The following is a 23378-nucleotide window of genomic DNA, read 5'->3' as shown; positions in this document are numbered from 1 at the left end:
TCCACTACGGCAATGCGTACGTGAACGCCTTCTGGGACGACAGCTGCTTCTGCATGACCTACGGCGACGGCTCCGGCAACAACGACCCGCTGACCTCCCTGGACGTCGCCGGGCACGAGATGAGCCACGGCGTCACCTCCAACACCGCGGGCCTCAACTACAGCGGCGAGTCCGGCGGCCTCAACGAGGCCACCAGCGACATCTTCGGCACCGGCGTGGAGTTCTACGCCAACAACAGCTCCGACCCCGGTGACTACCTCATCGGCGAGAAGATCAACATCAACGGCGACGGCAGCCCGCTGCGCTACATGGACAAGCCCAGCAAGGACGGCGGCAGCGCCGACAGCTGGTACTCCGGCGTCGGCAACCTCGACGTGCACTACTCCTCGGGCCCGGCGAACCACATGTTCTACCTGCTGTCCGAGGGCAGCGGCACCAAGGTCATCAACGGCGTGACCTACAACAGCCCGACCTCCGACGGCGTCGCCGTCACCGGCATCGGCCGGGCCGCCGCGCTGCAGATCTGGTACAAGGCGCTGACGACGTACATGACGTCCAGCACCAACTACGCGGCCGCCCGCACCGCCGCCCTGAACGCGGCGGCCGCCCTGTACGGCACCAACTCCACGCAGTACGCCGGAGTCGGCAACGCCTTCGCCGGCATCAACGTCGGCAGTCACATCACGCCGCCCAGCAGCGGGGTGACGGTCACCAACCCGGGCAACCAGACCTCGACCGTCGGCACCGCGGTGAGCCTGCAGATCAAGGCGAGCAGCACCAACAGCGGAGCCCTGTCCTACAGCGCCTCCGGGCTGCCCGCGGGCCTGTCGATCAACAGCTCCACCGGTCTGATCACCGGCACGCCCACCACGGCGGGCACCTCCAACACCACGGTGACGGTCAAGGACTCCACCGGCGCCACCGGCACCGCGACCTTCACCTGGACGGTCAACTCCAGTGGCGGCGGCGGTGGGTGCACCGCGACCCAGCTGCTGAGCAACCCCGGCTTCGAGTCCGGAGGCACCGGCTGGACCGCGACCAGCGGTGTCATCACCACGGACACCGGTGAGGCCGCCCACGGCGGCTCCTACAAGGCCTGGCTCGACGGCTACGGCACCAGTCACACCGACACGCTGTCGCAGTCGGTGACGATCCCGGCGGGCTGCAAGGCCACGCTCACCTTCTTCCTGCACATCGACACCGCCGAGACCGGCAGCACCGCGTACGACAAGCTGACGGTCACCGCCGGTTCGACCACGCTGGCGACGTACTCGAACGTGAACGCCAACTCGGGTTACGCGCAGAAGACCTTCGACCTGTCCTCGCTGGCGGGCCAGACGGTCACCCTGAAGTTCAACGGCGTGGAGGACTCCTCGCTGCAGACCAGCTTCGTCGTGGACGACACCGCCCTGACGACCGGCTGAGCGACCCTGCGTAACGCGGCCCCGCACCCGGGCGGTGCGGGGCCGCGGCATGTCAGCTGAGCGGATCCAGCGTCAGGTACGCCTCCTGCGGGCTGCCGTCGTGGACCAGCGCCTCCTGGTCGCCGACGTCGTCGAAGGCGAACGCGTAGGCCTTGCCGTCGGCCATCTGCTCATGGACGGCACGCGCGTACTGGTTGGTCACCGAGTCCTGGTAGAAGTCGCCCGGCGTGGTGTCCGGCTGGTTGGCATCGGTCAGCAGCGTGGAGCGGTTGAACCCGGCGCACAGGGTGCGCGAGATCGGGCCCCGCACGTTGTCGTTGGGCGCGTCGAGCAGCTTGTGGCAGCCGAAGACGCTGTCCGCGTCCGGCTTCTGGAAGCTGGTGACGACCGCTCCCGAGCCGTCGGTGAAGTTCATGACGTCGCCCGAGACCCGGCCGTAGTACTTGGTGTTCGGCTGGTCGGCGAAGGGCGTGACCGTCAGCGTCGACGTCGCGTACTTCTGCCAGACCCGGTTGATGTAGTCGTCCATGACGTTCGCGGGCAGGGCCCCGGTCTCCACGCCGTACAGCGGGGCGAGGGCGCGCAGCACCGTGCCGTCCGAGCGGGTCTGGATCAGCCCGGACCAGCCGCCCGACGTGCCGCGCAGCTCGTTGAAGAAGCCGCTGTAGCCGCCGGACTTCAGATGCCCCGTGGTGCTCACGCTGCCGTCGGAGCGCTGCACCCCGACCGCGTACGGCGCGGAGAACATGTCCACCTGGGTGCTGTTGAGCCACAGCCCCGAGTCGTTGAGGGTGTACTCGGACCAGTTGAACAGGATGTCCCGGTTGGGGTCGGAGGGGTTCTGCACGGCCGGCTGCACCAGGCCGCCGGTGGTCAGCCGGAAGTCGAGTTTCCGGCCGTAGGAGAAGTAGATGCGGCCGGAGAACTTCGGGATCCGGATCGTCGTGGACTGTCCCGGGGCCGGTCCGCTGATCGCCGCGTCCGGCGCGGGCGTCGGCGGGTTGCCGCCCGCCGGCCAGGCGTGGAAGGTCCCGTTCGCGTCGGCCCAGCCCTGCTGCCCGGAGGACAGCTGGGTGCCGAGATCGTATACGTAGACCGGCTCGGAGCGGCCCGAGTTGTTGGTGATCTTCAGGGGAATCGTGTCCGGTACCGCGGCACTGGCGTGGCCTGGGGCGCCCAGGGCGAGCACTCCACCGACCAGGGCCGCGGCGGCCGCTGTGGCCAGTGCCGGGCGTGAGCGTGCGTGAGGCACTCTCCATACCTCCGTGTGGGGTCGGGGTCGTACGGACACTGGTCCGTACCTCTTTGAGAGCGCTCTCAGAGTCGTACTGAGACGGGAACATGTCAATGAGATGAACGAGAACCGGCGGCACCGCCACGGCGCCCGTCTTCCGGCGGGCGCCGTGCGGCGGGGTCGGCCGGTCCGGGCCCGGCGGTCAGAAGGTGCGCTCGAGCAGGCCGAGCAGCGCCGCCCAGTGCCGCTCGTCGGCCTCGCGGTCGTACGCCGGGGTGTCCGCCTGGGTGTAGCCGTGGTGGGCGCCCGGATACACCTCGCAGGTGTGCCGGACCCCGGCCTGAGCCAGCGCCTTCTCAAAACGCTCGATCTGCTCCGGGGGCAGCGACCGGTCGTTGTCGGCGTGCCCGAAGTACAGCTCGGCGGTGATCTGCGGGGCGCCGAGGTGCGGGCTGCCCGGATCGTCGGTGGCGAGCCCACCGCCGTGGAACCCGGCCGCCGCCGCGACCCGGTCCGGATGCGCCGCCGCCGTCCACAGGGCCAGGCGGGCGCCCATGCAGTAACCGGTGAGCGCGACGGGCCCGTCGGCGACCAGCGGGCTGTCGGCCAGCCGGCGCAGATAGGCGCCCGCGTCCCGCTTCACCAGGTCCGGCGTCAGCGAGGACACGACCGGGCCGAGCCGCTCCCAGATGGTCGGATCGGCGCCCGGGTCGATGAACTCGGGCAGGTCGACGACCGGGGTCCGGCCGAGGCGGTAGAAGACGTTGGGCACCAGCACGGTGTAGCCGGCGGCGGCCAGCCGGTCGGCCATCGACCTCAGATGCGGCCGCAGACCGTAGGCGTCCTGGTAGAACAGCACACCCGGACGGGGGCGGCCGTCGGCCGGATGGACGAGGTAGGCGTCGGCGACACCGTCCTCGGTGGTGATGTCGAGATCGGTTCCCTGGACATCGGTCATGGTGGGCAGGCCTCCGTGGGGGACAGGGGGGGTAGGCGGCGACGGCCCTCGACGCCACGGCTGCGGGACCATCGCCACGGCTACGACCATGCTGTCACGCAAGATCCGCACGCTCGCACCGGGTGCGCGCTCTCACTCGAAGCGGCTGGTGTCCCCGGCGCCCCGGCGGACGATCTCCGCCTCGCCGCTGGAGAAGTCCACGACCGTCGTCGGCTCGGTGCCGCAGTCGCCGGAGTCGACCACCGCGTCCACCACGTGGTCGAGCCGGTCCTTGATCTCCCAGCCCTGCGTCAGCGGTTCCTCCTCGTCCGGCAGCAGGAGCGTGCTGGACAGCAGCGGCTCACCCAGCTCCGCGAGCAGCGTCTGGGCGACCACATGGTCCGGGATGCGCACGCCCACGGTCTTCTTCTTCGGGTGCAGCAGCTTGCGCGGCACCTCTCGGGTGGCCGGCAGGATGAAGGTGTAGCTGCCGGGCGTGGACGCCTTCACGGCCCGGAACACGTCCTTGTCCACGTGCACGAACTGGCCGAGCTGGGCGAAGTCCCGGCACATCAGGGTGAAGTGGTGCCGGTCGTCCAGATGACGGATGGAACGGATCCGGTCCATGCCGTCCCGGCTGCCCAGCCGGCAGCCCAGCGCGTAACAGGAGTCGGTCGGGTATGCGATGAGCGCCTCCGAGCGCACCGCGTCGGCGATCTGGGCGATGCTGCGCGGCTGCGGGTTCTCGGGGTGCACGTCGAAGTACTTCGCCATTCACCGAGCTTATGCCGTACCGGCCACCACACGCGCCCCGCATGCGCCATCGGCACCAAGGCCGTCGCACACGGACAGCTCATGTCGGCTCCCCCGGTCACGGCGTCTCCCGCGGCACCGGGCGCAACCCCCGATGATTTCCTGGCGTACTTTCTCGGTTCCGGGGCAGGCGATCCGTGAGACGTCCTGGGCCTTCCCCCCGGTCCTGGACGCGAAGTCTCCGCCGGCGGCCCATACCCCCCCTGGCCGCCGGCGGAGCCGTCTTCGGCGCGGGATGTGCGCCGGGTCGGGTAACGTGCGCATGCGTAAGCGCAGGTCATCAGGGAGACGGGGAGAGGGGCACGTGGCCGGCCGACCGGACGAGGGCCCGGCGCTCCAGCAGCCGTACGCCGACGACAGCGCCTGGGCGCAGGAGTTGCTGGACCGGCTGCGGCCCGCCGGACGCGATCTCGGCCGGCTCGTCGACTGGCTCGCCCGGACCGTAGGCGCGTCGGTGTGCCTGCAGGACGCCCGCGGCGACCTGCTCGCCGGAGAGCGGCTGCCGCTAGACGCCGCCGTCGTGGCCGACGTCGCCGCCGGACGGGTCTCGGCCGCGGCGCTGGACGACGGGGCGCGGCAGGTGCGCCTGGTCGGGATACGGCATCAGGGGCCGGGCCCGGAGGCGGCGGCCGTCCTCGCGGTGGCCCGTCCCGAGCCCTTCGACCGGCACACCGCCGAGATCCTCAACCACACCGCCGTCGTCCTGGGACTCCTGCTCAGAGAGCGGGAGCTGGCGGAGTCGGGGCGGCGGCTGCGGCGGGCCACGGCCGATCTGCGGCTGGCGATCCTGCAACTGCTCATGGTGGAGGACACCGTCTCGGCCCGCCGGGTCGCCGCCGGGCTGTGGCCTGGGCTGCTGGAGGAGGACACCGCCCGCGTGTACGTCCTGGAGGGCGCCGCCGCCGAACGCGACGGGCTCGCCGAGGCGTGCGTCGATGCCACCGGAGGCCGGGCGCTCGTGGTGCGCTGCCCCGCGGTGGACGAACACGTCATCGTCGTCGGCCCGTCGGCCGAGGTCGGCCGGCGGCTGCAGGACATCGTCGCCGAATGGCCCGGCACCTACCTGGGCGGCAGCCCCCGGCAGCGGCTCGCGCTGACCTCCACCGCCTACGGGCAGGCCGTCACGGCCCTCGCCGTGGCCCGGTTCCGGCCCGAGCGGTCCGCCGTCTACGCCGCCCGCACCCGCCCCGCGCAGCTCATGGATCCCGCGGGGCTGCGGGCCTGGGCCGCCGCCGTGCTGCGTCCCCTCGACACCCTGCCGCACCATGTCCGCGCCGAACTGCTCGCCACCGCCCGGCTGGGCCTGGAGTTCACCGCCGTGAACGCGGCCAAGGTGCTCGGCGTCAGCCGCAACACGGTGCGCGCCCGGATGGACCGGGTCGCCGCGCTGCTCGGAGCCGACCTCTCCCGGCTGGCCGTCCGCGCCGTCGCCCACGCCGCCCTCAACACCGAGGCGCTGCACGGCCCGTACGGCCCCTCGTTCGCCGCATCCGAGCGGCCGGCCCGGATCCGGCTCACCGAGCTGCTCGGCACGAGCGCGCTGCGCTCCTGGGCGGAGGGGCTGCTCGGCCGGCTCGACGAGGACGGCCGGGACCTGCGCCGTACCCTGCGTGCCTGGACCGGTGCCGACGCGCACGCCGAACGTGCCGCCGAGGCGCTCGGCGTCCACGCGCAGACCGTGCGCGAACACGTCCGGGCCGCCGAGGCAGTCCTGGAACGCCGGCTGACGGCCGGCGGCACCGACCTGTACGAGGTCGTCCTCGCCCACCTGGTCGCCGGCGAGCTGCCCCTGCCCGACCTCGGCGCGGCGAGCTGATCCGGCGTCCGCGCGGCGAACCCGGACCAACCGGACGCGCCTGTGCACCGGTGAGTGCCGCGTGGCCGGTGCAGGGCACCGGTGCACTGGCCCGAGCCCGGTGGCGCACGTACCTTCGGCATCCGCGGGGCACGACCGGAACGGGGGACCGGTCGGGGCCCCGCGCCTCACCCGGCCGGCGTGACGGGCAGGTCGTACACGTGGCCCGGGGAGATGATCCTCGTGATCGCCTCGCCGAGCACGGTACTGGGCTCCTGGGAGCGGTAGCCGGTGTCCGTGTCGAGCAGCACGACGAGCGTCGTCCCAGTCCCGGGCAGGTGGACGGTCAGCGACTCGTAGCCCGGCAGCGAGCCGTTGTGGCCGATCCAGCCCTGGACGTCGAAGATGCCCATGCCGTATCCGGCGCCCTTGGCCGCGTCGGTCGGCGGGGTGATCAGCCGCTGCTTCTGGACGGCGGCGCCGACCATCCGCCTGCCGTCGGGGAACCGGCCCGTCGCGACGGTGCGCGCCCAGGTACGCATGTCCCGGAGATCGGAGACCATCGCGCCGGCCGCCCAGGCCCAGGAGGGGTTCCAGCCGGCGGTGTCGGCCTCCTCGCCGTTCGCCGTCTGCCGGGTGTAGCCCTGCGCGTGCGGGGCGGGGAACTCGCCGCCGGTGGGGAAGAGCGTGTGCGTCATGCCGGCCGGGTCGAGGATGTGCCGCTTGATGTAGTCCCCGAGGCGCTGCCCGCTCTGCTTCTCCACCACCAGGCCCAGCAGGATCAGGTTGGTGTTGCAGTAGGAGAACTTCTGCCCGGGCCGGAACATCACCGGGTGCCCGAAGGAGTAGGCGAGCAGCTGCCGGGGCGTGAAGGGCCGCCGCGGGTTCGAGGTCAGCGCCTTGAAGAAGCCCGGGTCCTCGGAGTAGTTGAACAACCCGCTGCGCATGTCGGCGAGCTGACGCAGTGTGATCTCGCCGCCGTTGGGCACACCGGCGACGTACCTGCCGACCGGGTCGTCCAGTCCGACCTTCTTCCGGTCCGCCAGCTGCAGCAGCGCGGTCACGGTGAACGTCTTGGTCTCGCTGCCGATGCGCAGGTACAGGTCCGGCGTCATCCTCCTGCCGGTGCGCTTGTCGGCGACCCCGAACGAGCGGACGTAGTCCGGCTGCCCGGGCGTCCACACGCCGACGTTCACACCGGGGATGCCCGTCTCGCGCATCACCTTCCGTACGGCGGCGTCGAGTTGGCGCGCCACACCCGGGGTGAGGGGGCGGACGCCCGCTCCGGGAGGACTCGGGCCGGGGGAGCCGGCGGCGGGGGCGGCCTGCGCGAAGGCCGGTGCGGCCCCGGCGGCCCCGGTGGCGAGCGGCGCCAGCAGCGTTCCCGCCGTGACGGCGACCGCCGCCCCCCTCACCACGCGTGCGGAGATGGACGGCATGGGCTGACTCCAAGCACGTGAGAGCCGAACCGTGCGGCGAACGGGACGCCGGAGCCCGGACCTCCTCGGCACCGGGCCAGGACCTCCTCAGGATAGGAGCGCGCACACCGCCGCGCCCGTCGGAGGGACGGCCACCGGGGAGCCCGCCGGCGGGACGCCCGGGACGGCCACCGGGGTGCGCGGCCGGGAGACGGCCCGCGGGATGCTTGTACGACAGGCGGAACGTCCCGTTCGGGCGACGCCCTCACCCGACCCGGTGAGCCACGGTCCGTGGGCGTACCGGTGGCGGCGCACGGGCGTTGCGCCCGGCATGAACCGCTTGGACCCGGCGAACCGCCTGGACTGGCTGGACCGGATCGAACGCCTGGACCGGATGCGCCGGCGGAGCCTGCTCGCGCAGGCGGACCGGAGCCGGGAACCGATCTACGCCCGGCTGGTGGCCGAATGGCGCGCGCAGGGACGGACCGTCCCCGCCGAACCCGAGGGTCTCGCCGCCGTCCGCCCCGTCCCCGCCTCGGGCACGCGGCCCACGCCCGAGCACACCTGAACCGTCACGGCCCGCACAGCGGCGCGAGGACGGCGAGGGTGCCGTTGGCCTGCCGCAGCGTCTCCTCCAGGATGCCGGGGGAGTGGAGCGCCCCGGTGCCGTCCGGCGGTACGAGCCACTCCAGGGACCGCGCGGGCCGGTACGGCGGCGGTACGGCGACCCAGGCCCCCTTGGTCGCGTAGCGCAGACCGGCGCCCACCCAGCCTCCTGAGGGGTCCGGCGGCAGGAAGAACCCGACCCGGCCCGCCGCCGTGTCGATCAGCGTCGGCCCCGGCACCGGCATCCCGGGCCGCCACAGCAGGTCGAGGGCGAGCAGGCCCAGCCGTTCCGGGACGCTCAGCACGTCCCAGAAGCGGCCCGCCTCCAGCAGCGAGATGCCCTCGCCGTGATCCCATTCCCACTTGCAGGAGCGCGGGTCCGCCGCCGCGGCGGCCAGCCACTCCACGCCCCGCATCCACATCGTGTTCGCCATGCGCTGCTCCGCGTGTCCTCGTCCGCCGGGCCTCGGCATATGCATGCTCGTAGATATTTCTATGTGGCGGAAGGGGTGGCGCACCCTGGCGTTTCAGCCGGAACGTTCGAACTCCGGCTCCAGGTTCGTCAGTTGGGGGAGGGGTGATGCGTCACCCTCCCGATGCCCACACCGGACCGCACGATCGAATCGATTGAAGCTGCGATCGAATCACGCGTAGGGCCTTGAAACAGCAGCTGTTCCGATCGTAGAGTCACGGCATCCGTCACCCTCTGCAGTGAGGCACTCCATGGACCGCACGCGTCTGCACGCCCTCCTCGCCCGCGAGAGCGCCGAGGCCGAGCGCCGTAACCCCCGCTCGCGTGCGGCCTATGCGGGGGCCGGCCACCTCTTCGGACGGGTGCCGATGACGTGGATGAACAAGACGGCCGGTGCCTTCCCCCGCTATCTGGCCGGTGCGCGCGGCGCCCGGGTCACCGATGTGGACGGCCACGAGTACATCGACTTCTGCCTCGGTGACACCGGTGCGATGGCCGGCCACTCGCCCGCCCCGGTGACGCAGGCGGTGCAGCGGCGGTTCACCGAGCTGGGCGGGGCCACGGCGATGCTCCCGACGGAGGACGCCGAGTGGGTCGGCGCCGAGCTGACCCGCCGGTTCGGCCTGGCCCGCTGGAGCTTCTCGCTCACCGCGACCGACGCCAACCGCTGGGCGATCCGGCTGGCCCGCGCGGTCACCGGGCGCCCGAAGATCCTGGTGAACAGCTACTGCTACCACGGCAGCGTCGACGAGTCGCTGATCGTCGTCGGCCCCGACGGCACGGGCACCGCCCGCCCCGGCAACGTCGGCGCCCCGTGCGACGTGACGCTGACCAGCCGGGTGGCGGAGTTCAACGACCTGGCCGGCCTGGAGCGCGAACTGGCCCACGGCGACGTCGCCGCCGTCCTGATGGAGCCCGCCCTCACCAACATCGGCATCGTGCTGCCCGAACCCGGCTATCTCGCCGGGGTCCGCGAGCTGACCAGGCGGTACGGCAGCCTGCTCATCAACGACGAGACCCACACTTTCTCCGCCGGACCCGGCGGCTGCACGGCCGCCTGGGACCTGGAACCCGACCTGCTGACCATCGGCAAGGCCATCGGCGGCGGCATCCCGGCCGGCGCCTACGGGCTGTCCGTCGAACTCGCCGAGCGGCTGCTGGTCCGCACCGACCTGGACCTCGTCGACATGGGCGGCGTCGGCGGCACCCTCGCCGGCAACGCGCTCTCGGTCGCCGCCATGCGGGCCACCCTCGAACACGTCCTCACCGACGAGGCGTTCGCCCGCATGTCCAAGCTCTCCGAGCGCTTCGAGGCCGGTGTCCGGGCGGGCGTCGACGCACACCGGCTGCCGTGGTCCGTCAGCCGGCTCGGCGCCCGCACCGAGTACCGCTTCACCGGCCCGGCCCCGCGCACCGGCACCGAGTCCGCGGCCGCCTCCGACCCGGAGCTGGAGGACTTCCTGCACCTCTACCTCGCCAACCGGGGCATCCTGCTGACCCCGTTCCACAACATGGCGCTCATGTGCCCCGACACCACCGAGCAGGACGTCGACACCCACACCGAGGTCTTCGCGGCCGCGCTCGCCGAACTCGCCGACTGAACAGGGGACCGACGCCATGGACGAGATCGACCGGGCCATCCTGCGCGAGCTGCAGACCGACGGCCGTATCGCCTACGCCGACCTCGGCCCCAAGGTCGGCCTGTCCGCCTCGGCGGCGCGGCAGCGGCTGCAGCGCCTGCTGGACTCCAAGGCCGTCCAGGTGGTCGGCGTCACCGACCCGATGGCCATGGGCGGACAGGCCATGGCCCTGCTCGGCATCCGCGTCGACGGCGACCCGCGCGCCGTCGCCGACGCCCTCGCCGAACGCCCCGAGGTCGTCTACTCGGTGCTGACCTCCGGCGGGTTCGACCTGTTCGCCGAGGTGGTCGCGCCCGGCCCGAAGGCGCTGCTGGACTTCGTCAACGACGAGGTACGGCCCCTCGAAGGCGTCCGCGAGATCCAGTCCTTCCCCTACTTCGGCATCCACACCCACCGCTTCCTGTGGGACGTGGGCTGACCGGCGCGGCGGTCAGCGGGCCGGTGGCCGAGGCGCCAGCACCAGCATGCTGACGTCGTCCCGGACCTCGTAGCCCAGCCGTACCACGTCCGCCCACACCGATCCCGGCAGCTCGGCGGACGCGGCGCCGCTGAGGGTGGTCAGGCGTGCGGGCAGCGGGTAGAAGACGTCGTCGGTGTTTCTGGCCTCCCACACCCCGTCGGAGGCCAGGAAGAGCCGGTCGCCCCGCTCGAGCGGCACCGTGGCGGCCTTCGGCGGGTCGACGCCGACCAGCCCGAGCCCCAGCGGGGGTCCCGGCGCGACCGTCACCTCCAGGGCGTCCGGGCCGTGCAGCAGTACGGGCGGCGGATGACCGCAGGCCACCACCCGCACCGCACGTCCGTCGCAGGAGAACTCCAGCAGCACCCCGGTGGCGAACAGCTCCGCGTGCCGTACGCCCGCCGAGTCCACCGCCAGCCTGCGGTCCATCCGCGCGGCCACCGACTCCAGGTCCGGCTGGTCCAGCGCCGCCTCGCGGAACGCACCCAGCAGCGCCACCACCGTCGCGACCGCGGCCAGCCCGTGCCCCTGCACGTCGCCCATCACCGCGCGCACCCCGCACGGCCCTTCCCGCACGTCGAAGAAGTCCCCGCCCACCAGCGTCCCGTCCTGCGCGGCCCGGTAGAAACCCGCGCACTCCACGCTGCCGACCCGCTCCGGCAGCGGCGGCATCACGGCCCGCTGCACGGCCTCGCCGATCGCCCGCTCCGTGTCCAGCTGGGCGTCCCGGCGGCTGCGCACATAGGACACGAACACGCTCAGGACCGCCACGAAGACGATGGTGAGCAGATCGGTGTTGCCGGGGCGGTTGAGATGGGTGGCGGGGACGTTCAGGACCACGACCACCCCGACACCGAGGACCGCGGTCGCCACCGGGCCGTACGACAGGACGGCCAGCGGCGGGATCGCGCCCAGCAGGAAACCGGCGTCCCGCGCGTCCGGCGTGATCACCGTGGCCCCGGTGACGGTCACGAGCAGCAGCACGGGCAGCACCCGCACCCACCACGGCGGCGGCGCGCCCCGCAACCAGCCGCGATTCTCCAGGTCCCGATGCGACGACCCGCCGCGCACCGCTCTCACACCCCCAAGCTACGCCGCCCACCGCAGCCGGGCCTCTCGCCCGGTACCACCGCGATCGGTGAAAAGCGGTGGACCTTCCGTGCGCGGCCCGGATAGCGTGGCCGGGCACGCCCTAGACGGACGGAAGGAGGCGAGCGTCATGGCCGCAGTCATCCCGCGCTCCCCCCTCCCCGTCACCCGGGTGTGCCACGCCTGACCGGGAGCGCGTCCCCCGCCGCCGTAGCGCGGCACGCATCCCGGAGGATCCATGACCATCCTGGTCGTCCGCACACTCGACGAGAGCAGCGCGCACCTGTTCGACACCATGCCCGACCCGCTGGGGTTCGGTGGCAGGCACCGCAGCACCCGCTACCGCCCCGACTGGCGCCGCATCGCCGTGCGCGACGGCCGCACCGTGGCCCGGGCCGCCTGGTGGGGCGGGCCGGAGGATGCCGAGCCGCTCGTGATCAACTGGTTCGACGTGGCCGAGGGAGAGGAGGAGGCCGGGGCCGAACTCCTGCGCACGGCGCCCTGGCGGACCGACGAACTCGAAATCGACCCGCCCTCCGGCTGGCGCACCGACCCCCGGCAGCGGGCGGCCGTGGAGGCCCGCACCGCCGCCGCACGCGCCGCCGGCTACGCCCCGCTGGTGGAGCGCTTCCTGTACCGCTGGACCCCCGACCGGGGGCTGCCCGAGCGGCCCGGCCGCCTCCTCTTCTCCGCCGAGCCGGACGACACCGTGTTCTTCGACCTGCTGCGCCGGATCCACTCCGTCACCCTCGACGCCCATGCCCGCAGGGCGATCGAACAGGGCGGAGCCGACCAGGCCGCCCAGCAGGAACTGGACGTCTTCCGCTGGTTCCCCTCCCCGCGGGACTGGTGGCAGACCGCCCGCACCGCCGAGGGGGAGACCGTCGGCATCCACATCCCCGCACGCAATCCGTCCGGCCCCTGCGTCGGCTTCATCGGCGTCCTGCCCGAACAGCGCGGCCACGGATACGCCTACGACCTGCTCGCCGAATGCACCCACTTCCTGGCCGCCCAGGGCGCCGACACCATCGCCGCCGCGACCGACCGCACCAACTTCCCCATGGCCGCCCACTTCACCAAGGCCGGCTATCCCGTCATTCGGGAGCGCATCAACTTCTGGGCCGAACCCGTCGTCAGCGCCGGGTGACACGCTGAGGGCCCGCCCGGGTCGCAGGGACTCCCCGGGCGGGCCCGACCGGGCCGGCCAGGTGCCGCCGTGGCCCGGAACCGGCCCCGGTGCGACAGGGCCTAGTTCCGGCCGTCGGTCAGGCGGGACTGGGCCATGGCCAGGATCTCGGTGACGCGGAGGCCGAACGCGGCGTCGCAGGCGTGCGGGCGGCCCCTGCGGGCGGCGGTCAGGAGGGCGTCGACGGCGCGGGTGAGCGCGGGGACCGCTCCTTCGGAGCTGCCCGGCATCAGCGCCACGCCCGCCTCGCCGCGCAGCTCCACATCGGCCCCGGCCGCCGCCGGTGGCGCCGTCAGGCTCAGCGTGAGCGTGCTCGACGCGCCGGTGGCATGGTCGAGGACCAGATGCACGGTGTCCGCCGGGCCGTGCGCCGCCGCCGCGACCTGCCGTACGTCGCCGAGCACCGGCAGCAGCACCGACAGGGCGTGCGGGCCGACGTCCCACAGCGCGCCCTTCTCCCGCCGCCACGGCGAGGCCGCGAACGGGCTGTCGGAGGTGAACACCGCGCCCAGCCACTGCGCCCGGGCCGTGAACCAGCCCGCCACCGCCGCCTGTTCGTCGATCCAGGCGTCCGGCTCCTTCTGGAAGCGCGCGGTGAAGAACACCACCGACGCCACCCCCGCCCGTTCGGCCGCGGCGACGACGGCCCGCCCCTCGGCCGCCGACACCGCGAGCGGCTTGTCCAGCAGCAGATGACGGCCCGCCTCCGCCGCGCGCACCGCCAACCCGGCCTGCACCGACGGAGGCAGGGCCACCGCGACGGCGTCCACGTCATCCAGCAGCCCGTCCACGTCGTCGTACGCGGCGACCCCGTGCTGCTCGGCCAGCGCGGTGGCCGCCGCCGGCCGGCGGCCCCACACCCCCGCGAACTCCACTCCCGGGTGTCCGGCGAGGGCGGGCGCGTACGCCGCCCGGGCCCACGGCCCCGTCCCCAGCAGTCCGATGCGCATGTGGCGTTCCTCTCTCCAGAGCCGATCCCCGCACCATCAACAGGCTGCGCCCCGCTCGCCCTTCGCACACCTGCCGTCCGGATCCCCGTCCCCGGCGAGCCACTCGGCGATCGTGGCGGCGATGGGCTGACCTGTGTCCATCTCGACGAACCCGAACTGGCCCGACTGGTTGCACTCCAGGAACCACCAGATCCCGTCCGCGTCCTCCGCGAAGTCGAACGCGCCGTAGGCCAGTTCCGCGCCCTTCATGTACCGCCGTACGCCGTCGGCCACCCGCGGGGGCACCTCCGCGGGCAGCCAGGGGGAGACCGATGGGGCGAACCGGACGTCCACGTCGTCCGGGTGGGCGTCCGGGTCGGCGGGCTTGCGGGCGGCGAGCAGGGTGTCGCCGACGACGGTGAGCCGGACGTCCGCCCGCTTGGCTACGCGGCGCTGCAGCAGCGTGGGACCGAAGGCGACCGCCGAGAAGTCGGTGTCCGGCGCGACCCGGCTGGTCGGCACCGCGCGGGGCGGCTCCTGCGGATGCGCGCCGGACACCGGCTTGACCACGAGGTCGGGGAAACGCTCCGCGAACTCCCGCGCCGCCTGCGGGAACGTGGTGATGAGCGTGGCCGGCACCGCCAGGCCGCTGCCCTGGGCGAGATGCAGTTGCCACGGCTTGTGACGGGCCCGGCGGGCCGCGTCCGGATGGTTCATCCAGCGTGCGCCGGTGGTGCGCAGCATGCCGTACAGCGCCTGCGACGACTCCTCGGTCAGCCAGGCGGACGGCTGGGCGGCGCGCGCGGCCGCGGCCCCGGGCCTGCGCACCCAGACGGAACGCAGGCCGCTCATGCTCACCAGGCGCCCGCCGACGGACAGATGCCCATGGCAGGCGCCCTGCACGTACTCGCCCGACAGCGCCACCCCGTTGGTCAGATCGGCCGGGTCCAGCCGGACCACGGGAACCCCGGCCTCCCCGAGACGGAGGACCACCATGTCCGCGGTCACGTCTTCTTCACTGGTCAGGATGAGCACGGTCATCTCTCGCGGCCCGCGGTTCAGTCGTCGAAGTGCGTCTTGGAACCGGCGGTGGAGGTCGTGGTCCCCAGCGCTCTCAGGGTCGCGTGGTCGGTGGCGGCGATCCGCCCGTCCGGGAGGACGTTCAACTGCAGTCCGGAGTCGTACGCATACGGAGTGGTGACGTCCAACTGCACAGCGGGGCGCGCGTAGTTGAGCGTGAACGGTTGCATGGTCTCTCCCTGATTAGGCTTTCACGTCCTTATACGAATCGAACGGGTGATTGGTTTCCTTACGCTGAGTTACCGCAGGCCGGAGGGCGTCTCAAGGGCCCCCTGAACCAGGAGACGACACAACGCTGTCCCGCCCCTGTGCGGGCGTGCCGGTGCCCGCATGGCACAGGACGCCGAATGCGGCCCGAGGCGTTGCCCCACCGGTGCGTCAGACCGCGCGCGCCAGCGCCTCCCGCGTCACCGTCAGGGCCTGTTCCGCGTACCCGCGTCCGAACAGCACGGCGTGGACCAGGAGCGGGAAGAGCTGGTGCACGCCGACGCGCTCGCGCCAGCCGGGCGCCAGCGGCGCCCTGTGCTCGTACCCGTCGAGCACCCGGTCGAGATGTGGGCAGCCGAAGAGCCGGAGCATCGCGAGGTCGGTCTCCCGGTGACCGCCGTGCGCGGCCGGGTCGATGAGCCGGACCTCGCCGTCCGCGCCCCACAGCACGTTCCCGTTCCACAGGTCGCCGTGCAGCCGCGCGGGCGGCTCGGCGGGGCCCGCCAGGTCCGGCAGCACCGCGCAGACCCGCTCGAACACGGCCGCCTCGTGGGGGCGGAGCGCGCCGCGATCGACGGCGCCGCGCACATACGGCAGCACCCGGTGCTCCGCGTACCAGCCGGGCCAGTCGGAGCCCGGCTCGTTGCGCATGGGGGCGAGACCGATGAAGGCGTCCGCCGGACCGCCGGGCGGCGGGGCTCCGAAATCCGAAGCACCCGCGGCATGCAGCGCGGCGAGGGCCTGGCCGAAACGCATCGCCGTCTCAGGATCCGGATGCCCGGTCGGCACGCGCTCCGTCACCATCCAGCGGTCGTCGTGGCCGAGCACCGCGGGCACCCGCACCGCGTTCGCGGCGGCCAGCCAGCGCAGCCCCGCGACCTCCGCGCGCACGGCCCCGGGAGCCTCGCCCCGCTTGACCATCACCGGCGTACCCCCCTCCAGCATCACCTCGGCCGGCGATCCGGACGCGGCCGCCCGCGCGCCGCCGGCCCGGCGTCCGGTGAGCCTGGCCGCCGCCTGCGCCGGACCCTCGCGTTCCTCGTCCCGGTTGACCACGGGCCCAGCGTACGTCCCGCAACACGGCCCCCGAGCGGGCGACTTCGACCATTGCTACGACTGATTTCAGCCAAACCCAGGAGGTAACTACCCGTGCGGAATCCGTACCGCTAGCGTGAGCACGCCGCGTCGCCACACCGGGGGCACAGGGCCCGCAGGGACTAGCACGCGGCGGAGGATTTCCTCTGTGACCACAGCATCCGTGCTGATGGCCGACGTCTTCGAAGTCCAGCCGTACACCTCCCACTGCGAAGTCATCCTCGGTGAGGGAGCGCACGCCGTGATCGGTGTCTCCCCGGGCAACAGCTATTTCTCCGCCCGCCGCCTGCACGACCTCGCCCGCTGGGGACTGGACCACTTCGACAAGGTCGACTTCGTCTACACCGACCTGTACGTCGCCGAGATGTACGAGGCGTCCGGCTATCCACCGGACGAGGCCCGGCGCAAGGCGGTGAAGAACCTGCGCGGGGTGCGCGCCAAGGTCCGTGACGCGGTGTCGGCGGCCGACCCGGAGGGGACGCGCCTGGACTGGCACCCGATGTCCGAGTTCCGCACCAACCCCGCCTACCAGGACATCCACCGGCACCTCAAGGCCCGCCTCGCCTCCGACGGAGCCTTCCGGGCCGTCTGTGACGCCCTGGTGAATCGTTTCCTCAGTGCGCGGGGCGAGACCCCGACCGAGCGGCAGCGCGCCGTGTGCCTGGAGTACGTGTGCGCCGAGGCGCCCCTGTTCCTGGACACCCCGGCCATCCTCAAGGTGCCCTCCTCGCTCAACTGCTACCACCAACTGCTGCCGATGGCCGAGCTGTTGTACTCCCGCGGCGCCGGCCTGCGCGCCTCCCGCAACCAGGGTCACGCCGTCGTCACCCCCGCCGCCCTCGAAGGAACCGCCGCATGAGCACCGCCCCCGACACCCGCGCCGACCAGCCGCCGCTGCTCGACTTCCCCTTCTCCTGGGACGGCACCCGGGTGCCCGCCGAGGTCGAGGACCTGCGCGCCGCCACCCCCGTACGGCGGGTGCGGACCATCGCCGGCGACGAGGCCTGGCTGGTGTCGTCGTACGACCTGTGCGCGCAGGTCCTGAAGGACGACCGGTTCTCCCTGAAGGACACCTCCGCCCCCGAAGTGCCCCGCCAGTACGCGCTCACGATCCCGCCCGAGGTCGTGAACAACATGGGCAACATCACCGGGGCCGGGCTGCGCCGGGCGGTGCTGAAGGCGCTCAACCCCAAGGCGCCGGGCCTGGTGGAGTGGCTGCGCGAGGAGGCGCACCGGCTGGTGGACCGGATGGCCGCCGACGGTCCGACGGCCGATCTGCGCGGCGCGTTCTGCGAGCCGTACTCGGCCGGCATGCACTGCCGCATCCTCGGCATCCCGCAGACCGAGGCGCCGGCCTTCTCGCGCAGCCTCGACATCGCCTTCATGAACGCGCCGTGCCCGGTCACCGGCGCGAAGATCAACTGGGACCGGGACATCGCCCGGATGACGGCCCTGCTCGACGACCCGGCCACGCACGGCCTGATGGGCGAACTCGCCGCTCTGCGCGACGATCCCGAGTACGCCCACCTCACCGACGAGATGCTGGCCACCGTCGGCGTCACGATGTTCGGCGCCGGGGTGATCTCCACCTCCGGCTTCCTCTCCATGGCCCTGGTCTATCTCCTCACCCATCCCATCGCGCGCGACCTCCTGCGCGACCGCCCGGACCTGATCGGCCGGGGCGTCGAGGAACTCCTGCGGGTCAACCTCTCCATCGGCGACGCCCTGCCCCGCCTCGCCCTGGCCGACGTCCGGCTCGGCGACGTCGACATCCGCGCGGGCGAACTCGTCCTCGTGCTGGTGGAGGGCGCCAACCTCGACCCGGCGAAGTTCCCCGACCCCCACCGCTTCGACGTCCACCGCGACAACACCGCCGACCACCTCTCCTTCGGCGGCGGCGCCCACTACTGCCCCGCGACCGCGCTCGGCCGCGCCCACGCCCGGATCGCCCTGGAGGTCCTCCTCGCCCGCCTCCCCGACCTCGCGCTCGCGGTACCGCCCGGCCAACTGGTCTGGCGTACAGGCTTCATGAAGCGCATCCCGGAACGCCTGCCGGTGGTCTGGTGACCTGGTGACCCGCCCGGCCGGCTGTAAGGCGCCCCGTCCCGCATGGCTGGGTGGGGCGCCGGCGGACGGGTGGGGGCCCTTGGGGGCGGGCCGGGGCGGGCCGCGGGAACCGGGCCGCCGGTTGCGGGCGTTCGTGTGTGGGTCCTGAGGGGCGGGTGGTCGAGTGGGTCGGCCCGGGGGTGGTGCCTTGGAGCTGGGCCGTCGGCTGCTGGGTTCGTGCGGGGCCGAAAGGTGGGAATGGGCCGGTGCCCTTGGGCCGGGCCGTCGGCTTCGGGGTTCGTCTGGGGGCCGAGGGGTGGGCGGCCGAGTGGGCCGGCCCGGGGCGGTTGCCCTTGGGCCGGGCTGCGGATTGCGGGCGTTCGTGCCTGGGAACTGAGGGGCGGTCCTTGAGCCGGGGCGCTGGAACCGGGCCGCCGGTTGCGGGCGTTCGTGTGGGTCCTGAGGGGCGGGCGGCCGATCGGGTCGGCCCGGGGGTGGTGGCCTTGAGCCGGGCTGCTGGTTGCGGGGGTTCGCGCGTGGGTCCTGAGGGGCGGTCCTTGAGCCGGGGCGCTGGAACCGGGCCGCCGGTTGCGGGCGTTCGTGTGGGTCCTGAGGGGCGGGCGGGTGGTCGATCGGGTCGGCCCGGGGGTGGTGGCCTTGGAGCTGGGCCGTCGGTTTCTGGGGTCGTGCGGGGGCCGAGGGGTGGGCGGCCGAGTGGGGCGGCCTGGGCCGGTGCTCTTGGGTCGGGCGTCGGTTTCTGGGTTGGTGCGGAGCCGAGGGGTGGGCGGTCGAGTGGGGCCGGCTGGGGTGGTGCTGACGGGTTGGGGCGGAGCCGGTGTTCACGGTGGTGCTCGAGGGGAGCCGAGCCGGTCAGTGGGCGGCCGGGTGGGCGCTCCGGGGCAGGCCGACCGGGTTGCCCGTCGGCAGCAGGCCCGAGGTCTCGACCGCGCGGGCCAGCGGGTCCAGCAGCTCGGCCAGGCGGGCGGCGCGGTCGGCGCCGAGCGCGGTCCACGGCCCTTCGGCCGCCGCGTCCGTCAGGGCCTCCACCTCCGCGCGCAGGGCCGCCCCGGCCGGGGTGAGCGACCCGTCGGCCGCGAGCAGGCCCCGCTCGCACAGCAGTGTTCCGGCCGCGTCCCAGTCCGCCTGCTCCCATTTGCGGGTCTCCCGCAGCAGCACCCCGTCGGACTCGCCGGCCGCCGCCTTGAGGATCATGGCCTCGACCGGGCCCAGCCCGTGGGCGACCAGCACCGCGACATGCGAGTCGCCCCGGTGCTCGCGCAGGGTGGTGAGGCCCTGCCAGAGCCGTGCCGCGGGGCGGCCGGGCCGCTCCAGCGCCTGGTTGCCGGCGGCCAGCACCCGGCCCGTGGTGTCCGCCGCCGCGGCCGCCTCCCAGGCGAGGTCCGCGGCCTGCCCGAACTCGGCCGAGCCGACGGTGTCCGGTCCGAAGAGGGCGGTCATCGCCGCGTCCACGGCGTCCTCGCGGGCGGCCAGCACGTCGGCGGGAGTCGCGTACGTCCAGGCGTCCGGCAGGGCACGGGTCACCCGGGCGGGGTGGAAGACGTAGAAACAGCTCGTCACGACGGACGGATGCGCCGCGCCGAGCGGTGCGGCGCGCAGCGCGAAGTAGCCCATCCAGTACCCACGCATCCCGAGCGAGTCCGCCGCCCGGCGCACCTCCGGGGCGAAGTAGAGCAGATCGTGGACCGGCTCGTACCGCTCCCACAGGGCCCGTGCCATCGCGTCCGCCACCGCTGCCTCCCACCACGTCGACCTGACGTCCTGTCGGCACCAGCCTGTGTTATGACGGCCGTCATAACAAGGGGGGGCGGTGGATCAGGGCCACGCGCCGGACGATTCCCCCGGATGAGGGGCCGTGGAGCGCGAACACTGGGACAGACGGGTGGCAGGGTGACACGGCTGGGCGGCTCGGATGGTGGGAGCTTGCGGACTCGCTGACGGTGGTTCATGTCGAGGCCGGGTCCATCCAGCTGATGAGGTATCCGCTGCCCGGCCACGGCGGAAGGACATCGCTATGCGTTCTGCCCGCATGCTTCTGGCCACGGCGGCCGCAACCGCCGCTCTGACCTTCGCCGCGCCCAGTGCCGCCTTCGCCGTTCCCGCGGGTGATGACGGCGGCCGCGACGACTCCTCCTACAGCCAGGACCACGACCACGGTTCCGGCGACGACCACGGCCGCGACGACGACTCGGGCCGCGACCACGACAATGATCACGGAGACGACCACGGCGGGGGCCGCGGACACGACAGCCCTCGCGGCGGAATCCACACGGGTGGCGGAGCGCTCTCCGTGGTCCGCGGAGACGGCCGCGGTGACGACCGCGGTGACGACCGGGGTGACGACGACGAGCACGGCCGCGGCGAGGACCACGGCCGGGACGACGACCACGGCGGCCGGGACGAGGACGGCGGTCGTGGCGACGACCACGGCCGCGGACACGAGGGGCCGCGCGGCGGAATCCACACCGGTGGCGGGGCGCTCGCCGGGCTGCACGCCGACGACTGGGGCTCCGGCTCGGGCCGCGACGGCGAAGGTTCCGGCGACGACCGCTACCAGGACGGCGGCCGGGACGGCGGTGACGACGGCGGCCGGGACGGTGGCCGTGACGGCGGTCGCGACGACGACGAGCGCGGCGACCACGAGAGGCCGCACGGCGGTATGCACACCGGTGGCGGCGCGCTCGCCGACCCGGGTGTCACCGCGGGTGGCCTGGCCGTGCTGGCCGTAGGGGCCGGCGGCATGTACCTGCTGCGCCGCCGCAAGGCCGGCCAGTCGGCGTCCTGACCGACGCGAACCGTCCAGAGGCAGCGGCAGCCGCCGACAGCGCCAACGCGTCGGCGGCCCGCGCCCGGACCCGCTCCACCCGCGTCACTCCCGCGCACGTCCCCTGTACGTGCTCTCCCCGTGCGCCGGGCCGCGTTCCCGGCGCCCCCTGTCCTGATCCCCGTGCTGCCGTGTCCGAATGAGGTGGTGTCCGATGGCAGCAGATCCCTCCTCCCCGCCCCCCGCGCAGCAGGCGGACGGACGGAGTTCCGGCCGTGGCGGGCGGCTGATGCTGTGGGGCGTGGCCATCGTCCTTCTCACCGTCAGCGTCTTCGGCGGCCACCGCAGTTCGGACGACGCCCCGCAGCGGTCCCGTGCCGCTAGCGCCGGCGCCGTCCAGTCCGGCCCGCAGCAGACCGTCCCGGACCAGACCGACCTGCAGACCGACCCGAAGCAGGGCGGTGTGCGGCAGGCCGAACCGCCGCGGGCCGACTGGGAGCAGGGCGGCACGGGGCTGCCCCGGTCCACGCCGACCCGCCTGGTCATCCCGAAGATCTCCGTGAACGCCCCCTTCACCACCCTGACCCTCAACTCCTCGGGCCAGCTCCAGCCGCCGCCGGCCGGCGACACCAACCTCGTGGGCTGGTACGCCAAGGGCGCCTCGCCCGGCGAGAAGGGGACCGCGATCATCGCCGGTCACGTCGACACGAAGACCTCCGCGGCCGTCTTCGCCAACCTGGACGGGCTGCGGCGCGGCGACCGCTTCACCGTGGAGCGCGCCGACGGACGCGACGCCGACTTCGTCGTGGACGACGCCAAGACCTTCGCCAAGGACGACTTCCCCAGTCAGCGCGTCTACGCCGACGCCCGGCGGCCCGAGGTCCGGCTGATCACCTGTGCGGGTCCGTACGACCACACGGCCAAGGACTACACGGAGAACCTCGTGGTCTTCGCCCACCTGGTGTGAGCCGTACCCGTACGGGTCAGGCGGCGCCGTCCGCGAAGGCGCCGCCCGGACCGAACGCCAGCGCCGCGAACCGTTCGCCCATGCGGCGGTGCGCGGCGGCGTCCGGGTGCAGGCCGTCGGGCAGCGGCAGCTCGCCGAAGTCGGCCTCGCCGTACAGCTCACGGCCGTCGAGGTAGTGCAGGTGCGGGTCCTCGGCCGAGCGCTCGCGCACGATCCGGTCCAGCTCCTCGCGGATGACCGCCAGGGTGAGTTTCCCGCTCGCCCGCTCCGCCGGGTCCCCGGCGGCCACGAACCGCAGCCGGCCCTCGCTCACGGCGGAGAAGTCCGGGAGGCTGGGGCCCGGCGTGTCCTCATGGGCGGGGCACAGGATCGGCGACACGACGAGCAGCGGCGTGTCGGGGTGCCCGTCGCGGATGGTGTCGAGGAAGCCGTGGACGGCGGGGCCGAACGCGCGCAGCCGCATCAGGTCGGCGTTGACCACGTTGATGCCGAGCTTGAGGCTGATCAGGTCGGCCGGGGTGTCGCGCAGCGTGCGCGCGGTGAACGGGTCGAGCAGGGCGCTGCCGCCCAGCCCCAGATTGATCAGTTCCACCCCGCCGAGGGACGCGGCGAGGGCGGGCCAGGTGGTGGTGGGGCTCGCGGCGTCCGAGCCGTGGCTGATGGAACTGCCGTGGTGCAGCCAGACCTTGAGCCCCCGGTCCGGCACCGCTGCGACGGGCGCGTCGGCGCGCAGGGCGATCAGCTCGGTCGTCTCGTTGTGCGGCAGCCAGATCTCCACGACCTTCAGGGTGTCGGGCAGCCCGGAGAACCGCACGGTGCCGGGCTCGCCCGGCCGGTGCTCGACGCTGCCGGTCGTCATGTCGATGGTGAGCGTGTTGCCGCCGGCGACGCTGCCGCTGCCCGCCGGCCGCCCGTCGACGAGCAGGTCGTACACCCCGTCCGGGCGGGGCGGCGCGCCGGCGTAGACGCGCTTGGTCGGCAGGGTGTCCAGCTCGATCGCGGTGGCGCGGGTGCGCAGCACCAGCCGTACGCCGGAGGGCTGGGACTCCACCATGGCCAGCTGCGGATCGGCGCACTGCGCGCGGGCGCGGGCCGGCAGCCGGTGCGGCAGCAGTCCGTGGGCGGTGCGTTCCCATTCGAGGGCGCCGCGCAGGAGGTCGGGGGTGAGCGGGATGGTGTGCATGGTGTTCGGCCTGCTTCG

The 23378-nt window shown here is 73.3% G+C and carries 22 protein-coding genes; 10 read left to right on the top strand and 12 right to left on the bottom strand.

Annotation, left to right across the window (positions count from 1 at the left end):
* Positions 1-1424, top strand: a 1424-nt coding sequence (locus AB0950_RS34695; protein ID WP_366780206.1) for a M4 family metallopeptidase, incomplete at its 5' end; no start/stop codon positions are given.
* A 52-nt stretch (positions 1425-1476) separates the two neighbouring features.
* On the opposite strand, the gene AB0950_RS34690 is transcribed toward AB0950_RS34695, so the two are convergent.
* From AB0950_RS34690 to AB0950_RS34680, 3 genes are all read right to left on the bottom strand, one after another.
* The gene (locus AB0950_RS34690) at positions 1477-2649 is read right to left on the bottom strand and encodes a glycoside hydrolase family 64 protein (RefSeq protein WP_360152052.1); all 1173 of its coding nucleotides are present in this window, start codon (positions 2647-2649) and stop codon (positions 1477-1479) included.
* A 211-nt stretch (positions 2650-2860) separates the two neighbouring features.
* Entirely contained in the window at positions 2861-3616 is a 756-nt protein-coding gene (locus AB0950_RS34685; RefSeq protein ID WP_366780205.1) for a dienelactone hydrolase family protein, read from the bottom strand.
* A 132-nt stretch (positions 3617-3748) separates the two neighbouring features.
* Positions 3749-4369, bottom strand: a complete 621-nt coding sequence (locus AB0950_RS34680; RefSeq protein WP_360151010.1) for an L-threonylcarbamoyladenylate synthase — start codon at positions 4367-4369, stop codon at positions 3749-3751.
* A 343-nt stretch (positions 4370-4712) separates the two neighbouring features.
* Here AB0950_RS34680 and AB0950_RS34675 point away from each other — a divergent pair, with 343 nt between their 5' ends.
* Positions 4713-6224 (top strand): helix-turn-helix domain-containing protein, encoded by a 1512-nt coding sequence (locus AB0950_RS34675; protein WP_366780204.1) that lies wholly within the window; start codon positions 4713-4715, stop codon positions 6222-6224.
* A gap of 167 nt (positions 6225-6391) precedes the next feature.
* Here AB0950_RS34675 and AB0950_RS34670 read toward each other — a convergent pair whose 3' ends face one another.
* Positions 6392-7642, bottom strand: coding sequence for a serine hydrolase domain-containing protein (locus tag AB0950_RS34670; RefSeq protein ID WP_366780203.1), 1251 nt, complete (start codon positions 7640-7642; stop codon positions 6392-6394).
* A gap of 310 nt (positions 7643-7952) precedes the next feature.
* Here AB0950_RS34670 and AB0950_RS34665 point away from each other — a divergent pair, with 310 nt between their 5' ends.
* Positions 7953-8189, top strand: a complete 237-nt coding sequence (locus AB0950_RS34665) for a hypothetical protein (protein ID WP_360151019.1) — start codon at positions 7953-7955, stop codon at positions 8187-8189.
* A gap of 4 nt (positions 8190-8193) precedes the next feature.
* Here the strand turns inward: AB0950_RS34665 and AB0950_RS34660 are convergent, their stop codons facing one another.
* Positions 8194-8661: a hypothetical protein gene (locus AB0950_RS34660; protein WP_360151022.1), complete on the bottom strand. Its 468-nt coding sequence runs from the start codon at positions 8659-8661 to the stop codon at positions 8194-8196.
* A gap of 289 nt (positions 8662-8950) precedes the next feature.
* Between AB0950_RS34660 and AB0950_RS34655 the strand changes: the two genes are divergently transcribed.
* A complete protein-coding gene (locus AB0950_RS34655; protein WP_360569993.1) occupies positions 8951-10300 on the top strand; it encodes a transaminase in 1350 nt (449 codons plus the stop codon).
* A gap of 16 nt (positions 10301-10316) precedes the next feature.
* The gene (locus tag AB0950_RS34650) at positions 10317-10757 is read left to right on the top strand and encodes an Lrp/AsnC family transcriptional regulator (protein ID WP_360151026.1); all 441 of its coding nucleotides are present in this window, start codon (positions 10317-10319) and stop codon (positions 10755-10757) included.
* Positions 10758-10769: 12 nt separating this feature from the next.
* On the opposite strand, the gene AB0950_RS34645 is transcribed toward AB0950_RS34650, so the two are convergent.
* Entirely contained in the window at positions 10770-11876 is a 1107-nt protein-coding gene (locus tag AB0950_RS34645) for a PP2C family protein-serine/threonine phosphatase (RefSeq protein ID WP_366780202.1), read from the bottom strand.
* A gap of 247 nt (positions 11877-12123) precedes the next feature.
* Here AB0950_RS34645 and AB0950_RS34640 point away from each other — a divergent pair, with 247 nt between their 5' ends.
* Entirely contained in the window at positions 12124-13032 is a 909-nt protein-coding gene (locus AB0950_RS34640; protein ID WP_360151032.1) for a GNAT family N-acetyltransferase, read from the top strand.
* Positions 13033-13133: 101 nt separating this feature from the next.
* On the opposite strand, the gene AB0950_RS34635 is transcribed toward AB0950_RS34640, so the two are convergent.
* The 4 genes from AB0950_RS34635 to AB0950_RS34620 all read right to left on the bottom strand — a co-directional run bounded on the left by AB0950_RS34635 (position 13134) and on the right by AB0950_RS34620 (position 16343).
* Positions 13134-14021, bottom strand: coding sequence for a Gfo/Idh/MocA family oxidoreductase (locus tag AB0950_RS34635; RefSeq protein WP_366780201.1), 888 nt, complete (start codon positions 14019-14021; stop codon positions 13134-13136).
* Between the two features lie 36 nt (positions 14022-14057).
* Positions 14058-15041: an ATP-grasp ribosomal peptide maturase gene (gene tgmB / locus AB0950_RS34630; RefSeq protein WP_366780200.1), complete on the bottom strand. Its 984-nt coding sequence runs from the start codon at positions 15039-15041 to the stop codon at positions 14058-14060.
* 17 nt (positions 15042-15058) lie between these two features.
* Positions 15059-15250, bottom strand: a complete 192-nt coding sequence (gene tgmA / locus AB0950_RS34625) for a putative ATP-grasp-modified RiPP (RefSeq protein ID WP_020938095.1) — start codon at positions 15248-15250, stop codon at positions 15059-15061.
* Positions 15251-15458: 208 nt separating this feature from the next.
* Positions 15459-16343, bottom strand: a complete 885-nt coding sequence (locus AB0950_RS34620) for a fructosamine kinase family protein (RefSeq protein WP_366780199.1) — start codon at positions 16341-16343, stop codon at positions 15459-15461.
* A gap of 187 nt (positions 16344-16530) precedes the next feature.
* On the opposite strand from AB0950_RS34620, the gene AB0950_RS34615 reads away from it, so the two are divergent.
* The gene (locus AB0950_RS34615) at positions 16531-17241 is read left to right on the top strand and encodes a tRNA-dependent cyclodipeptide synthase (protein WP_360151044.1); all 711 of its coding nucleotides are present in this window, start codon (positions 16531-16533) and stop codon (positions 17239-17241) included.
* On the top strand, positions 17238-18449 hold the full coding sequence (locus AB0950_RS34610; RefSeq protein WP_360151047.1) for a cytochrome P450: 1212 nt from the start codon (positions 17238-17240) through the stop codon (positions 18447-18449). The genes AB0950_RS34615 and AB0950_RS34610 overlap by 4 nt, the downstream gene beginning before the upstream one ends.
* An 849-nt stretch (positions 18450-19298) precedes the next feature.
* Here the strand turns inward: AB0950_RS34610 and AB0950_RS34605 are convergent.
* A complete protein-coding gene (locus AB0950_RS34605; protein WP_366780198.1) occupies positions 19299-20177 on the bottom strand; it encodes a hypothetical protein in 879 nt (292 codons plus the stop codon).
* A gap of 283 nt (positions 20178-20460) precedes the next feature.
* Between AB0950_RS34605 and AB0950_RS34600 the strand changes: the two genes are divergently transcribed.
* On the top strand, positions 20461-21231 hold the full coding sequence (locus tag AB0950_RS34600; protein ID WP_366780197.1) for a hypothetical protein: 771 nt from the start codon (positions 20461-20463) through the stop codon (positions 21229-21231).
* A 193-nt stretch (positions 21232-21424) separates the two neighbouring features.
* On the top strand, positions 21425-22177 hold the full coding sequence (locus tag AB0950_RS34595) for a class F sortase (protein ID WP_360569980.1): 753 nt from the start codon (positions 21425-21427) through the stop codon (positions 22175-22177).
* 16 nt (positions 22178-22193) lie between these two features.
* Here AB0950_RS34595 and AB0950_RS34590 read toward each other — a convergent pair whose 3' ends face one another.
* The gene (locus AB0950_RS34590; RefSeq protein WP_360151059.1) at positions 22194-23360 is read right to left on the bottom strand and encodes a GDSL-type esterase/lipase family protein; all 1167 of its coding nucleotides are present in this window, start codon (positions 23358-23360) and stop codon (positions 22194-22196) included.
* Positions 23361-23378 lie beyond the last annotated feature (18 nt).

The sequence above is a fragment of the Streptomyces sp. NPDC007189 genome (assembly GCF_040703635.1).
GTDB lineage: Bacteria > Actinomycetota > Actinomycetes > Streptomycetales > Streptomycetaceae > Streptomyces.
Note: the sequence above shows the minus strand (reverse complement) of the source record. Positions and strands in the feature narration are given on the sequence as shown.